This window comes from Nitrospira sp. (genome assembly GCA_030692565.1).
Classification (GTDB): domain Bacteria; phylum Nitrospirota; class Nitrospiria; order Nitrospirales; family Nitrospiraceae; genus Nitrospira_D.
The window spans coordinates 33,929-48,269 of sequence record JAUYAO010000016.1; the positions used below are offsets into that span (position 1 = coordinate 33,929).

A 14,341-nucleotide genomic window follows, 5' to 3' on the forward strand; every position below is an offset into this window, starting at 1 on the left:
GGAATGACGAAGGAGGCTGGAGAACACAAATGATCAGGACACAATTCATAGCAGCGATACTGGCGCTGGCACTGGGAAGTCCCGCCTTGGCCTATGAAGAAATCACGGTTTCTGATGGAGGCACCATCAAGGGGGCGGTGACGCTTGAGGGGGCAGTTCCCAAGCCCAAGGGTTACAACTTGACTACGTTGCCTGACCCGTTCTATTGCGGGCGCATTTCGGACGGACAGGGCTGGCGGATCTTGCAACCATTCCAAGTCGGCCCGGCGGGCGAGTTTCGCGAGGTCGTGGTCTATCTGGAAGGGATCGAGAAAGGCAAGCCATTCAATGGAGGAGGCGTGCCGCAAATCGAAGCCAAAGATTGCCTGTTCCTGCCGTTCACCACGGTCGTGCGGGACGATCAATCGGTGACCGTGGTCAACATGGATCCGGTCATGCATGATATCCAGGCCTACGAAACGTCGAACTTGGGCGCGCGCGTCCTCTTCAACGTGCCGCTGCCGATGAATCCGCAACATCCGCGCAACTTTAAGGATCGCACCGAAGCCGGGATGTATCACAAACACATGGCCGGCCCGCCGATGAAAGAACTGGTGAAGCTCAGCAAGAACCGCCGGATCTTTGTGATGCAATGTGGGTTCCACGCCTATATGGAAAGCTGGGGAGTGGCTGTTACGAACCCGTACTTTGCCAAGACAGACGAGCAGGGGCGGTTCACGATCACGGATGTGCCACCGGGCACCTACAAGCTGGTGGTATGGCATCCCTATGTCAGGACCGCGACCGAGCAGATGGTCACCATCGGCCCGAAGGCCACTGTCGAGACCACGATCGGGGTTCCGGCTCCGACGGGAAGGCTCTACGCCAACGAGGTGTTAGAGCATGCGTACACGCGCTATAACGTGACCGAGGAAACCAAGAAAGAGATTGATCCGTTGGTCCACAAGCAGGACCACATGCAGGATCACTGAAGGCTATACTAAACGGCGAGGGGCTAGAGCCTAGGGGCGAGAGGGTAGACAATGAGAGGCAAAAGGAGGAGCGGTTTGTTGTACGCGGGTGTTCTTTCCTGCCTCTTGCCCCTTGCCTCTTGCCTCGTAGCCCGGAGCGTAGCTCACGCCAATCATGAATCCTCGGCACAGCCTCCGCTCTGGACGCCGCTGGACGAGGTCGAGTACATGGCCACAATGGACGTGCCGGGCGGCATGGTCACGGTGCCGGTCGGTGAATTCTTGATGGGCAGCGATCCCCGGAAGGATCCGGCGGCCGGGCCGCAAGAACAACCGCTGCACCGCGTCACGCTCAATGCATTTGAGATCGATCGCTACGAAGTCTCGAACGTGGAGTATCTGAGATTTGTGCTGTCAACCGGCGCGAGCTGGCCGCAGTTCTGGCGGGCCAAGCCGTTCCCCGACAAGATGGCCACCCATCCGGTGATCAATGTCAGCTGGCAGGAGGCCGATGCCTATTGCCGCTGGGCGGGCAAGCGCCTGCCCACCGAAGCGGAGTGGGAGAAGGCGGCCCGGGGCTCCGATGGCCGGATGTTTCCCTGGGGCGATGAACCGGCCGGCTGGATCAAGAGTAACATCGCGCATTCCGGGTCGAAGCGGGGCGCCAAGTATCCGCCGTTGGCCAACATCAATCGGTATGACAAAGGGGTGAGTCCCTACGGGGTCTACCAGCTGGCCGGCAACGTCAGTGAGTGGGTGTCGGATTGGTTCGATCCGGACTATTACCGCTCGGGGATTAACGAAAATCCGCAAGGTCCGAAGACGGGGGAGTTGAAAGTGTTTCGCGGCGGCTCATGGAACGAAGATCCGGAAGTAGCGCGGTCCGCCGGGCGCAACGGCGGAGAGCCGACAAGGAAGAGTTACCTCACAGGATTTCGCTGTGCACGATCAGAAAGACCGTCAATAGTCACTCGTCAATCGTCAACCGGTGAGGATGTCGTCAAGGGCCTCACCGTCCGGAACGATTGACGTATGACGCATGACGATTGACACTTCAATAACGAGGAGGCCGAGTATGGAACGGAAGGAAGCGGAGCATTTCAGAAAGTGGGAGTGGGTGATCAACGCGGTGTTGATTACGGCTGCACTCTTGGTCATGGCGAAGGTGGCCTGGGGGTTGGATACTCAAGACATCGTCATCGAGTGGACTGAGGCGGGCAAGAAAATCGCTGTTGATCGGGTGGCGAATTGGAAGTCCAAGGATGAAATGGTCCTGGTGCCGGCCGGTGAATTTATCATGGGCAGCGATAAAAAGACGGATCGGCTTGCCTATCGCGGGGAAATGCCGCAGCGCCGGGTTTATCTGGATGCGTTCGAAATCGGCAAGTACGAAGTGACGGCGCTGGAATATCTGAAGTTTATCCTGGCGACCGATCGGAAGCCGCAATTGGACTGGCGGTATGACGGTGGGAATTTCCAGGAGACCATGGCGCACCATCCCATCATGCATGTGTCCTGGTATGACGCGGATGCCTACTGCAAGTGGGCGGGGCGGCGGTTGCCGACGGAAGCGGAATGGGAGAAGGCGGCGCGCGGCACCGATGGGCGGCTTTTCCCCTGGGGACCGGAGCTTGCCGGACCCACGAGGGCAAACTTTGGACGGACCGGGCTGTCCGGTCCTGTGCGCGATCGTCCGGAGCGGTTGCTGCTCTATCCCCCGATCATTTCTGTCGATCGGTACGACAAAGCCGTCAGCCCGTATGGGCTCTATCAAACGATCGGGAACGTGTCCGAATGGGTGTCCGACTGGTACGACAAGGATTATTACGCGTCCGCGCCGGATCGCAATCCGAAAGGCTCGGAGACGGGCACGCAGAAGGCCTTCCGCGGAGGCGGGTGGATGGACAGCACGACGACGATGCGCGTTGCCATGCGGAACGGGACCGATCCCAACACCAAGATCAATTGGATGGGATTTCGTTGCGCGCAGTCGGCGCAGCCGTCAAGCGGTGACCGTCAGTCGTGAGTCGTCGTCATTCGTCAACCGTGAAAGCCGCTGATCGAATGACGTTTGACGGTTGGCGTGTGACGTCCTGTCAGTGACGGTTGGCGCATGACGAGTCGCGAAGGGCTATCAAGGAGGGCTAGTAAGATGATTCGATTCTCCGCTCTGCTACGGTCTCGCCCAGGCGTCATGTCGGCGCCGGGCGCCTGTGTCCTCGCTCTCGCTCTGACGGGCACTGCGCTGGCCGGTGGCACGCACAGCGCGCATGAGGTGCCCCAACTGCTGGGGCAGACGAGGACGGCGGTCACGTATGAGGGCAACCGTGTGACGGTGACATTCGGGCCGGTGGACTTGCCGTCCGGACACGATGGTGACCTGGCGGCCAGCCTGCCGAAACACGTCTTTACGTTGCCCGACGATATGACGATGGTCGGATATCAATCGAGGGTGTTTACGAAGGACGGGGTGGATCTGCCGCGCCAGTATCTTCACCACATTCTGCTCATCAACCAGGATAAAGACAGTGTCTCGTGCCCAGGTGAGCCGTTGTTTTTCGCCGGGGCCGGTCTGGAGATGACGGAGGCGCGATTTCCCGCCGGGTATGGCGTAAAGATCGCCAAAGCCCAGAAACTCATGGCCATCGTCGCGTTCTATCACGGCGTGCCTCCGACGAAGGATGTGATGGCCAGCTTCACGATGGAGATGGCGCCCAAGGGGACCGTACTACAAGCCTTGGATGTCTACCAGGTCGGCGTGAACACGGTCTGTTACAGCCAATTCCCGAAACGGCGCGCGGACGAAACCGATGAGGGGATCGAAGTCAAACCCGGCGTGCAGGTGGACAAGGCGCCGCTCACGTTCAGCATGGATGGCTGCGTGAAGTTTGCCTACCCGCACGGGCACGACCAAGTGTTGCTGATCGCGCTGGAAAACAAGACGGCGCAACGGACGCTGCTTCGAACGGTGCCCGACGTGGGACCGGATGGAGCCTTCTTGTCGTTCCTGCCGCATCAGATTTATCACAGCGCCCAGGGGTTCGGCGTGAATCGCCGCGATGCGTACGAGGTGGTGATGGTGCATCACCGGCCTCTTCACGATCCCCAGCCCAACCATGGGATGGGGAACTATCTGCTGTATATGACGCCCGGCGAGTGTCAGGCTCAGGCGACGATGAGTCCCTGAAAGAGGCCGTCCGGGCTAAGAACAGGCGCGGGCTGTTCCCGTCGGGAGAGATGATGCGGAATCTCAAGCTCAGCATCGAACGTGAGGTCATACGAGCGACCGAAGGGGTGGATCTTGAGGAAATAGGCCGTTGCTACCGCGATCAGAATGAGTTTGTTGTCCTGGAGCGCTTTCTCACGCTCACGCAGCCCGTGGTTGATCAGTTGCTCGACGAGGTGGATCTGCTGACGCCCGACGTCAATCGGAATTATGTTCCCGGACACAAGAAGGGAGGCAGCGTCAGTTTCTACACGCTCCTCGACAAGGCGTCGGCCATCCTCTTCCTCTATCGCTCGCCGGCCCTGCTCACATTCCTGAGCCGGCTCGTGGAGGCGCCCCTCCTGCTCTGTCCCGAAGACGATCCCCATTCGTGCGCCCTGTACTATTACCAGCAGCCCGGCGATCACATCGGCTTTCATTACGATACCTCCTACTACAAAGGGAAACGATATACGGTGTTGATCGGGTTGGTTGAGCGATCGGAACGCTGCCGGCTGGTGGCCCGCGTCCGGAAGAGCGGAGAGACCGAAGAAATCAGGGAAACACGGATTCCCATGGACCCTGGGACGGCCGTGCTCTTCAACGGCGACAAACTCTGGCATGCCGTCACGCCCCTCGGAAAGGGCGAGGAACGGGTGGTGCTCACGCTGCAGTACGTGACGAATCAGGAGATGGGACCGTTCAAGAAGACGTTTTCCAATCTCAAGGATGCGTTTGCCTACTTTGGACCCGCCGCGCTGCTCCGGTGGAATCCGTCGAAGAGGAAAGGATAAGTCATGCGTTTGGCTCTGCGGATTCCCCAGTCCAAGTCCGAGACATTGCCTCTGGTGCTCAGCCTGGCCCGTTCAGCTCCGATGTTTCAAATGGAGACGGAGGGCCGGTCGCCGGTATACCTGGCGACCTTTCCGGATCTTTCTCTGTCGTTCGATCTCGTGGAGCGACTGATCGGCGCGGCGGCCGAGCTTCCGGGTGTCCAGGTGTCGATCAATGAACGACCTGTCGAAGGTCTGACGAAGTTTTTGAGCGCGCTGAGGTGTTACCGCGAAAGCCTGGCTGAACTCGACCCTCAGGCCTATTGCGCGCGGCAGGCCGCGAAGATCGGCGATGCGGGCAGTTGCCCGGACCGCGCCTGTGTCTCTCATTGCCAGTTCATCTGTGCGCGCTGCCTGCAAGTCGTTCGGGAGATCGGCGTCCCATCCATTCGCGCTCAATTGAAGGCGATTGCGATACACGCCGAAGTGGAGTGGTGCCCGAATCTCAGGCTGCCTGAGGGATGAGGGGTGAATGGTGAATGTTCAATGGTGAATGTTGAATTGCATGCAGAGCGTGCCGCCACAATGATCGGCAGGTCGTGAAACGGAAGCCCTGTCTCATCGAGCATTGCGACACCTGCGCGTTTCGCGCGAAGGCGGTGTTGTGCGACATCGAAGGAGACGACCTCGCCGAATTTCAGCACATCAAACGCTCCCTCGATTACGAGTCTCACCAGACCGTCTTCTACGAAGGCCACGTGTGTTTGGGCCTCTATGTGTTGTGCGCGGGCAAGGTCAAGCTGACTCGTTCTTCGGCGCGAGGTCAGCGGCAGATCGTCAGGATCTTGGGCCCTGGTGAGCTGATCGAGAAACACGTATTCGGAGATAGAGCCCTTCATGAAGTGACGTGCGAGACGTTGGAGGCCTCTCAAGTCTGCGTTATCGACAAGGAGCGCTACCTCGCGGTCATCCACCGGAATCCCCAACTGGCGATCAAGCTGATCCAACTCCTCAGTAATGAGGTTGGGGTGAATATGGATCATCTCGACCAGTTCACGTTCAAGACGGCCCGCGAGCGGCTGGCCGGCCTGCTCTTGGACCTCGGCGACCGATTCGGCAAACACGACGCCGATCAAGTCCGGGTTGGACTCACGCTCAAACGGGAAGAAGTGGCGGAGATGGCCGGGATCACGGTTGAAACCGCCATCCGCCTGCTCAGTGTGTTCCGGGATGAGAGGGTGCTCACTATCGATGGAAGAACGATCACATTGCTGAATCCAGACCGTCTCGCCAGAATTGCCCGACGCTGAGCCACAACCCGTCAAACGTTATTCTCCTTCGCCGAATACCCCGTAGCTTCCGGCCTTCGTAGCCGAAGTGACTACTTCGGCGGAGTAGGCTGCTACGGGGATGAAGGCGGGGAGAACCCTCCGTAGCCTTGGCGAAGGAGGGTAGTGGCTTCGGCACGCCGCCCAAAGGCTCTGGCCGACGGGTCGAAGAATTTCGCAAGATACCCCGCAGCTTCCGGCCTTCGTAGCCGAAGTGGCTACTTCGGCGGAGTAGGCTGCTGCGGGGAGCTTCATTCGTGGAACGTGAAACGTGGAGTCCCGCCTGAGGATTCCCGTCTGAGAAGTCGCTCCGCCCCCTCGCCCCTGGCCTCGGACCCCTGGCCTCGGACCCCTCGCCACGCCATTGCGGCATAGGTCCAATGGCCTATCCCAAAGTATTGATATGAATCATAGGCCGGATTGACCGATCCCAGTCTGGGTCCGCCTTTCTTTTCGGTAGAGTGAGCGCGACGTAAGGAGGCCACGGTGCTCGCACGTTCGAGCTTCTGTACATGGGACTCGCGAACGATGGTGCCTCAAGGATGCAGGCGAACGAGTGTCACAGTCGATCCAGTGGCCCTTCTCAAGCGGGAGCACGGAATGATTTTGGACCAACTGGCGATGATCGAAACGGCGATGAGCCCTCGCTCCGCCGGGAGCGGCGTGGCGGTGGGACCGGATCGGAGCACGCTGCGGGAACTGCTCCAATTCTTTACCGGCCGCGTGGGAGTTCATTTCAAACGGGAAGAGATGTTGGTCGCAGACCTCCAGCGAATCCTTGGCCGGAAGCAGGAAGGGCAAGAACAGTTCCAGAGCTTCTTAGACGAACACCGGATGCTGAAAGCCGACGCGACCGCGGTGATGAGAAGGCTCAGAGGAAAACGGGCCGATGGTCGAAGTTCAGCGGTGGCGGGGAATCTCGGTGGACTGGGACCGCTGAACGCAGCACTTTGCGCGCTGATCCGTCGCTATCGCGGACATATCTCCTGCGAGGAACGGGTGCTGTTTGTCTTGGCCGAGATGCGGCTGACGACCGAGCAGAAACGGCGGATCAGCCGGCGCATGTTGCAAGTGTGAAGTCCACTATGAGCGGGAAAGGCGTGATGAGCGCGACTCGCTTGAGTGAGGCCACACGAGTGCCGCCGATGCGTTCGACGATCGTCGCAGGGCTAAGAAGAGGAACGTCACGATGTTCAGAAGAGTAAACCGCGTGCTTACCCTGCTCATGCCTCGGGTCGGCGGGTGCAAGACGGTAAGCCAACAGGAGAGCCCATCAGGCTCTCCTGTGCCACATCAAGGAGGGGGATATCATGCAGGTTCAGAGAATTGTGCGGAGCATTGGAGTGTGGTGTGTCGGAGCTGCGATCGCCGGGGGGCTCGTTGCCTCTGGTGTGTCGCCGGTTTCGGCTGAGGACGGCGCCGGCAATCAGGTGTTCTTCAAGGGCGGGTTCATGAATTTGAACCAGGATCGTGGTACGCAGATTTTTTCGGATACGAACGGCGTGTTGGGAGCCGGTGGAGTCAATGGAGGCAATGCGGGGTGGTATGCCGGCGCGGGGCTCGACTTGATGCTCTCGAAAGATGTGTGGGGGGCAATGGACAAGACCTCGGTGCTCGGGGAAATCGGGCTACAGTTCAACCGGATTAACTCTCACAGGGTGAACAATGCCGCAGGAAGCATCGCGACCCATGTGCTGACCGGCGCAACTGCCCTTGATCCGCAGGAAGTCCAGCTCACCATGATGACGATTAACGTCGCGCCGAAGATTAAATTCATGGAGGGGAGCATGTTTCGGCCCTGGATCATTCCAATCGGTCTCGATTTTCACGTGATCAGCCCGCCGTCGAACAAGACGCAATATCTCGATATGGGCCTGCAGTTCGGCGCGGGATTTGAGGTGCAGGTGTGGAAGGCGTTCAAGGTCGGCGTCGATGCCCGCTATCACCTGACGGCCCGCATGACCAACACGGTGAACGATTACTTCCAGGTTGGCCCGTACGTGGGGATCTCGTTCTGATCAATGCGGGTGCAAGGCAAAGGGGTGAGGGCTGTTCTTCCCTTTGCCTTGCGCCTCTTGCCGCGTGCTTGAACAGGATAATGAAGCAACGTATTCCGGGATTTCCTGCTAGACGCCATTGGGATGGCAGCTATTGATTCTGTCTCGTCGATCCAGACAGGAACACGATCCAGCTTCTGTAATTTTCCGACGATCAGTACGTTGGAGCGGCTGCCACTCACGGGATAAGGAGGCGGGGGCTATGAGCCATCACCTGAATGCGGTCGTAGAGAACGGTCGAAGAGCGTGGGATATCCCGACGGCAGCGCTGTTCTCGCTGGTCGCGGTGACGGCCCTCATCGGGGTGCCGCTCTTCGGCTACGTCCATGGCTATACGCGGCTGGACTGGGCCATGGGCGGCATCCTCTATCTCATCAGCGGACTGGGCATTACCGTGGGGTACCACCGGATGATTTCCCATCGCAGCTTCCGGTGCCCCGACTGGGTCAAGGCTGTGTTTTTGGTTGCGGGCGGCTGGGCGCTGGAGAACTCGGCGCTGAAATGGGGCACCGATCATGCGCGGCACCATGCGCGTGTGGATCAGGAGGAGGATCCCTACAATGCGACGAAAGGATTCTGGTACAGCCACTGCGGCTGGCTCTTCACGAAAGATCCGCACAAGACCGAACGATTCGCGCCCTGGCTGCGGGAAGATCGCGTGGTGATGTGGCAGCACCGTTGGTATGTTCCCATCGTCCTGTCCGGCCTGGCGCTGCCGTTTGTGGTTGGTCTGTCGGCCGGAGGGGCATGGGATGGTCTCAGTTGCTTCTTGTTGGCCGGCGTCGGGCGGGTCTTTCTGGTGCTGAACTCCACGTTCTGCATCAATTCCATCTGTCACCTGTGGGGCCGTCAGCCCTACAGTCAGGCCAATACCAGTCGGGACAGTTGGTGGGTGTCGCTGATCACGCTGGGGGAGGGCTATCACAACTACCATCACGCCTTCCAGCGAGACTACCGGAACGGGCCTCTGTGGTACAACTTTGATCCGTCGAAGTGGCTCATCTACGGGTTATCCCGGTTTGGACTCGCCGAAGGGCTGGTCCGATTCGATTCGGAGGATGGTGTCAGGTCACATTATTCATGATGGTTCGTTGCGAAGTCGGATACAAACCAGGCGAGGGGCCAGGGGCACAAGGCGAGAGGGAAGATATTTCTTTTGGTCACCCCTAGCCTCTGGCCCCGTGCCTCTCGCCTGAACAGCGGCGATTGCAGCAGAAGCGGTCATGATCAGAGAAAGGACCTCGTAACACAATGCTCGCCGGTTTCTGGTACATTGCCGCCGAATCTCGGCTGGTTCGACCAGGCCATCTGACGGCCACAGCGCTGGCGAATCAAGCGATCGTCCTGGTCCGCAACCGTTCAGGAACGGCGCAGGCGCTGGAGGATCGGTGTTCTCATCGGGGAGTCCCTCTCTCGTCCGGCAGGTTGGAGGGTGAATCTATCCAGTGTCCGTATCATGGGTGGCGATTTTCGACTTCGGGGGCCTGTCTGGAGGCGCCGGTCCTAGGGGCTGGCGCCGCGCCGAAGTCGGCCTGTGTCCGATCCTATCCGGTGCAGGAACAAGATGGATGGATCTGGGTCTATGTGGGGAACGAACGATGTCCGATACCGGTGGCCCCGCCGCCGACGTTTCCAGTGCCTGCGGACGGCAGTCCGGTGTCTATGTTGAGGATGTCCATGCCGGTCAAGAGCAGGATGGAGTTCGCGGTCGACAACTTCATTGATCCGGCCCACGTCCCCTTCGTTCACACCGGCATCTTTCGCCGGCGGAAGGCCCAGAGGTTGAAGGAGAAAGAATTTATACGGTTGCCGCAGGGCTTTCGAACCGTGTCCACCAATGTGCTCCTGCCGAACACGATTGTCTTTCGCGCCGTGACTCCGACGCTCGCGCCGGCGAAGACCACGGTGGATTTCCTTATGCCGGGGATTCATCTGGAAACGTTCGAGGTGGGCGCGCGCTGGGGGGGGCGATCATGGTCGTGATCACGCCGCTCACGGAACACTCCACGCGCTTGGACTTCACGATGGGGTGGAATTTTCTCCGCGGGGTGTTTCCGCTCGTCTGGCTCGCGCGGCTGATAGGCGGGATCGTCCTTCGGCAGGACCGCTGTATTATTGAACTGCAGGAGCAGGGGCATTGTCACAAGAGCGCGATGAATTTGAGCCTGGAGTCTGACAGACTGGCCGTCTGGTACCGCCAGTTGCAGAAGTATCATCTGGACAAATCGGCCGGCGTGCCCAACCCGCAGCATCCGGTTCCGGAGAAGGTCACGCTCAGATGGGTCACCTGATGGATTATGCGAAAGCCGATTCCGCTCGACTCGGAAATAGGCGGAGAAGTGGGCGTGACGCATGACGATTGTTCTGATCTGGCTCCATCTGCTCGCCGCGATCAGTTGGATCGGCGGGATGATCTTTCTCTCGCTGGTCCTGGCCCCTCTTGTCAGAAGCCGCAAGGCTGCGCCTGAATTCATGGCGCTGTTTCGATCCGCCGCGTTGCGATTCCGCCTCGTTGTGTGGAGTGCCATTGCCGTGTTGCTGACGACCGGTCCCGTGCTGCTTCTTAACCGAGGACTGTCGTTGGTCGCTGTGACTGGCTGGCCCGCGATCTTGATCGTAAAATTGTCCCTCGTCGGACTCCTTCTCCTTCTCACGGTGCTGCATGATCTCCTGCTCGGGCCGCGGGTCAGTCAGATCAGCGTGACACCAGCCGCTGCAAGGACGGCGTGGGAGCAGATCCTCGTGCGGACGGCTCGTTGGGTGCCGCGCCTCTCCCTGCTGGTCGCGCTGGCAGTGATGATCGCAGCGGTGGTGCTGGCTCGATCGTAGCCATTGCAGATGCCAGGGCCGGTCAGTTGCTCTCATTCAGTAATCCTTCTAAGCTAGACAACAGAGTGCGAGGTGGCGAGCGAGGAATTGTTCTCGTTCGCGTCACGCGAGGCAGAAGGAGGCCAACAATCATGAGACAGATAAGCACTACAAGGCGGACATGGTGTTTCTCCACGATCGTTGGTGCGTGGGTTGCTCTGGGGGTGACGCTTGGCGGCGGCGCGCCCGCCTGGGCCTATGAAGTGTGGTTGACCGATCAGTCCGATACCGGGAAGGAAAGCGGCGGCTATCTCCACATCTATGATGGGGCGCAGCTCGCGGCGAATCCTGCCTCGGCGAAGCCGACGATGACGATCGACTTTGCCGGCGACATCGGCAAGTTCTGCGAGGAGGCGACCAAGAAGGCCGTGCGTCGCCCGCACATGCTGTTTTTCAATAAGAATCAGGACCATGCCATTATTTCTTTCCTGAGCGGCCACGTCCTGTTCATAGACGCAGCGACGAAGAAGCCGGATGCCTGTCTGTCCATGGGGAAGAACGTCCATGCCGCCTGGCCGACGCCGGATCAGAAGATGGCGATTGCCGCGAACATTGCAGAGAAGAAATTCATCCGGATCTGGACGGACTATGCCGCGCATAAGTTCAGCTTCGATCCTGAGAAAGATGTTGTGAACCTGGTCGCGTTCGAAGGGGGCGAGCGTCCGGATACATCGCCGATCTGCCCGATCACCGAATCGTCGAGCCGCTATGCGTTTGTGACGCTGCGTGGCGGCGGGTTGCTGGTGTTTGACGTGACGGTGACCCCGATGAAGGCGGTGGCGATGCTGGACAATAACCAGGTTCATCCGGCCGGCTGCGGCGGAGTGCAAGTCGGCGACACGATGTATATCAATTCCGGAGGCGGGTGGCCGGTGGCGCCGCTCTCCTACGATGTGTATGCGCTCGATATCTCGGGCCTGCCCGCCAAAGTATCAGCCAAGCTGGTCTCGCAGCGGGACGACAAGTTTGCCGATTCGCACGGCATGATCGGCGTCGGCCGCTATGTCTGGAGTGCGGATCGGGCCGGCAACAACGTTGAGATCATCGACACGCTCAGTAACTTCTCGGTAGGTTCAATCGACCTGGTGAGCGATGCGAACCAGGATCCGGCTCCCGATTTGATGGATGTCGCGCCGGATGGACAGTACGTCTTCGTCGGTCTTCGCGGCCCCAATCCATTAACCGGGAACGATAAGGTCGCGCACAACGCCAAGGGGACCATCCCCGGTGTCGGTGTGATCCATGTGGATGCCGACGGCAAAGTCGGACATTACAAGGGACAGGCGGTCATTACGAATAAGAAAGACGACAAAGAAACCGCCGATACTCACGGAATCGCGGTGAGAAAATAACGAGTGCGATGCACAGGCCGCCGGATGCATGTCCGGAGGCCTGTGCTGTTTCTCAAGGGCTGATCCAGCCCTGCCCGGCTCATCCCCCGCAAGTGCCCCGTTCTGCCTCAGTGCAAATCGAATGGCTGGGGAAAGACTCCCCTCCTGAAGCCCATCCGCTTGTCTGGGACTGTGGAATTGCTGGAAGTTCCTGCCGGGAATAGCTTCGGATCCTGGCCGTAGTTTCGGCCCTCTGCTTGCACTCTACAAAATAAGGGCATCCGGAAATCGAGTGGGTCAAGGGCCTGGGGCTCGGTCTACCGCGTCGCGTCCCCCTTTCCGATACCTCCCCTTCTCCGATACCTCCCCTTCGTAAGGGGAGGGGAGGTGGGGTCGAGTCTCCGAAGGCTAGCGTGCGCGTATGTTTGCCGTGCTTGTCCGCATGGCCCCCAAGTCTTCGACCTCCCCTGGCCCCTCCTTACGAAGGAGGGGGATGACGCAACGTGGAGAGCGTCAAGCCGGGGGTGCGAGATCGTTCTCTGACCCACAGGAAACCCGGAAGCGCCAAAATAAGGAACCCAGATCTCGGAGGACAACCATGCATCCCATTCATCCCATGCTGGTGCACTTTCCGATCGCGCTCTTATCAGCTGCGGTCTTTTTCGATCTGCTGGGAGGGAAGTGGCGTTCTGAAGAGTGCCGAATCGCCAGCCTCTATACACTGGTGTTGGGACTTGCAGGCGCGCTCGCGGCCGTAATCTCCGGTCATATGGCTGAAGAAGCCGTTGAGCCCAGCGGCGTTCCAGAGTCGGTGCTTGAGCTGCATGAGGGGTTGGGTTTTGCGACGTTCTGGATTTTCCTCGGGCTGCTGGGATGGCGAGTTATCATGGGGCTCGGGTTCGTGAGGGAGCGGCGCGCAGTTTCGGTGGGACTTGGCCTTGTAGGAATTGTCGTGCTCTTAGCGGCCAGTTACTACGGCGGGAGTCTGGTCTACGACTATGGCGCCGGCGTGGCGGGGTATCCCGCGAAAGCTCCTTGAAAGGAACTAAGATGAAAGCACGCTTCTGTATCGTTGCGGTTGTGCTCTGGGTCGTCACGCTCGTCGGAGCCGGTTGGTTTTTCGTGAACGGTTTGACGACCAAAGGAGCTGACGGTCGCATGGAAATACGACTGGCTCCAAGCGAGCGGGATCTGATCCTTGGGGAAATGCGACAGCTGCTGAAGGCGGTGCATGCAGTGGTCACCGGCGTGGCAGGGCAGGATCAGCCGGCAGACCGGCAGCAGATTGAACAGGCGGCGCGCGCCGCCGGCATGGGTATGGCGGCAGATGTGAATCCGGCGATCATGGTGAAGCTCCCGCTGCCGTTCAAACAGATGGGAATGTCGATCCATCGCGATATGGATGCCCTGGCCGACGCGATCGCGCAGAAGGAAACGCCGCAACAGATTCTACAGCGTCTGTCGAGCATGACGGCGCGCTGCACGACATGCCACGATTTGTATCGATTCGGCGTGGATAAGTAACCGTCAGCGTTCAGTTATCAGCAGGAGAATGCGTTCGGAGGATCGTGAAGGGGGCGAGCGATTTCAGGGAAGGCTGAATCCATTTCAGGAACGGTGACTCCTACTCAACGTGATCGCTATGGCCGGATGGCGAGCGTAAGGAAGCAGGCCTGTGGCCTGTTTTAGCCGCGAGCAATGTCGCTCACGGTTACGTGCACAAGGAGGTGTCAGATGAAGTCCAGAATGATTCTTTCCATCGCAGTGGCCGCAGCCATGCTGCTGCCGGTCGGCATTGTGTCCATCGCGTCGGCGCAAGATCGCGACCG

At 59.4% G+C, this 14,341-nt stretch carries 16 protein-coding genes; all 16 read left to right on the plus strand.

The window, feature by feature from the left end; all coding sequences use genetic code 11:
• Positions 1 to 29: 29 nt before the first annotated feature.
• Positions 30 to 971: a carboxypeptidase-like regulatory domain-containing protein gene (locus Q8N04_04110; protein MDP3089834.1), complete on the plus strand. Its 942-nt coding sequence runs from the start codon at positions 30 to 32 to the stop codon at positions 969 to 971.
• A gap of 207 nt (positions 972 to 1,178) precedes the next feature.
• On the plus strand, positions 1,179 to 1,979 hold the full coding sequence (locus Q8N04_04115) for a formylglycine-generating enzyme family protein (GenBank protein ID MDP3089835.1): 801 nt from the start codon (positions 1,179 to 1,181) through the stop codon (positions 1,977 to 1,979).
• A 46-nt stretch (positions 1,980 to 2,025) separates the two neighbouring features.
• Positions 2,026 to 2,976: an SUMF1/EgtB/PvdO family nonheme iron enzyme gene (locus Q8N04_04120; GenBank protein ID MDP3089836.1), complete on the plus strand. Its 951-nt coding sequence runs from the start codon at positions 2,026 to 2,028 to the stop codon at positions 2,974 to 2,976.
• A 126-nt stretch (positions 2,977 to 3,102) separates the two neighbouring features.
• Positions 3,103 to 4,137 carry a hypothetical protein gene (locus tag Q8N04_04125; protein ID MDP3089837.1) on the plus strand — a complete coding sequence of 345 codons (1,035 nt, stop codon included), beginning with the start codon at positions 3,103 to 3,105 and terminating at the stop codon, positions 4,135 to 4,137.
• A 50-nt stretch (positions 4,138 to 4,187) separates the two neighbouring features.
• Positions 4,188 to 4,949, plus strand: coding sequence for a 2OG-Fe(II) oxygenase (locus Q8N04_04130; GenBank protein ID MDP3089838.1), 762 nt, complete (start codon positions 4,188 to 4,190; stop codon positions 4,947 to 4,949).
• Between the two features lie 3 nt (positions 4,950 to 4,952).
• Positions 4,953 to 5,453, plus strand: a complete 501-nt coding sequence (locus Q8N04_04135; GenBank protein ID MDP3089839.1) for a hypothetical protein — start codon at positions 4,953 to 4,955, stop codon at positions 5,451 to 5,453.
• A gap of 74 nt (positions 5,454 to 5,527) precedes the next feature.
• Positions 5,528 to 6,238: a Crp/Fnr family transcriptional regulator gene (locus tag Q8N04_04140; GenBank protein MDP3089840.1), complete on the plus strand. Its 711-nt coding sequence runs from the start codon at positions 5,528 to 5,530 to the stop codon at positions 6,236 to 6,238.
• Positions 6,239 to 6,784: 546 nt separating this feature from the next.
• Entirely contained in the window at positions 6,785 to 7,333 is a 549-nt protein-coding gene (locus Q8N04_04145) for a hemerythrin domain-containing protein (protein ID MDP3089841.1), read from the plus strand.
• Between the two features lie 233 nt (positions 7,334 to 7,566).
• Entirely contained in the window at positions 7,567 to 8,274 is a 708-nt protein-coding gene (locus Q8N04_04150; GenBank protein MDP3089842.1) for a hypothetical protein, read from the plus strand.
• Between the two features lie 241 nt (positions 8,275 to 8,515).
• Positions 8,516 to 9,397, plus strand: coding sequence for a fatty acid desaturase (locus Q8N04_04155; protein MDP3089843.1), 882 nt, complete (start codon positions 8,516 to 8,518; stop codon positions 9,395 to 9,397).
• Between the two features lie 167 nt (positions 9,398 to 9,564).
• Complete coding sequence (locus Q8N04_04160) at positions 9,565 to 10,296, plus strand: Rieske 2Fe-2S domain-containing protein (protein MDP3089844.1); 732 nt, start codon at positions 9,565 to 9,567, stop codon at positions 10,294 to 10,296.
• Positions 10,287 to 10,604 (plus strand): hypothetical protein, encoded by a 318-nt coding sequence (locus Q8N04_04165; GenBank protein ID MDP3089845.1) that lies wholly within the window; start codon positions 10,287 to 10,289, stop codon positions 10,602 to 10,604. The genes Q8N04_04160 and Q8N04_04165 overlap by 10 nt, the downstream gene beginning before the upstream one ends.
• Before the next feature lie 61 nt (positions 10,605 to 10,665).
• Positions 10,666 to 11,142: a hypothetical protein gene (locus Q8N04_04170; GenBank protein MDP3089846.1), complete on the plus strand. Its 477-nt coding sequence runs from the start codon at positions 10,666 to 10,668 to the stop codon at positions 11,140 to 11,142.
• A gap of 131 nt (positions 11,143 to 11,273) precedes the next feature.
• The gene (locus Q8N04_04175) at positions 11,274 to 12,533 is read left to right on the plus strand and encodes a hypothetical protein (GenBank protein MDP3089847.1); all 1,260 of its coding nucleotides are present in this window, start codon (positions 11,274 to 11,276) and stop codon (positions 12,531 to 12,533) included.
• A 577-nt stretch (positions 12,534 to 13,110) separates the two neighbouring features.
• Complete coding sequence (locus tag Q8N04_04180; GenBank protein MDP3089848.1) at positions 13,111 to 13,551, plus strand: DUF2231 domain-containing protein; 441 nt, start codon at positions 13,111 to 13,113, stop codon at positions 13,549 to 13,551.
• Between the two features lie 11 nt (positions 13,552 to 13,562).
• Complete coding sequence (locus tag Q8N04_04185; GenBank protein MDP3089849.1) at positions 13,563 to 14,036, plus strand: hypothetical protein; 474 nt, start codon at positions 13,563 to 13,565, stop codon at positions 14,034 to 14,036.
• Positions 14,037 to 14,341 lie beyond the last annotated feature (305 nt).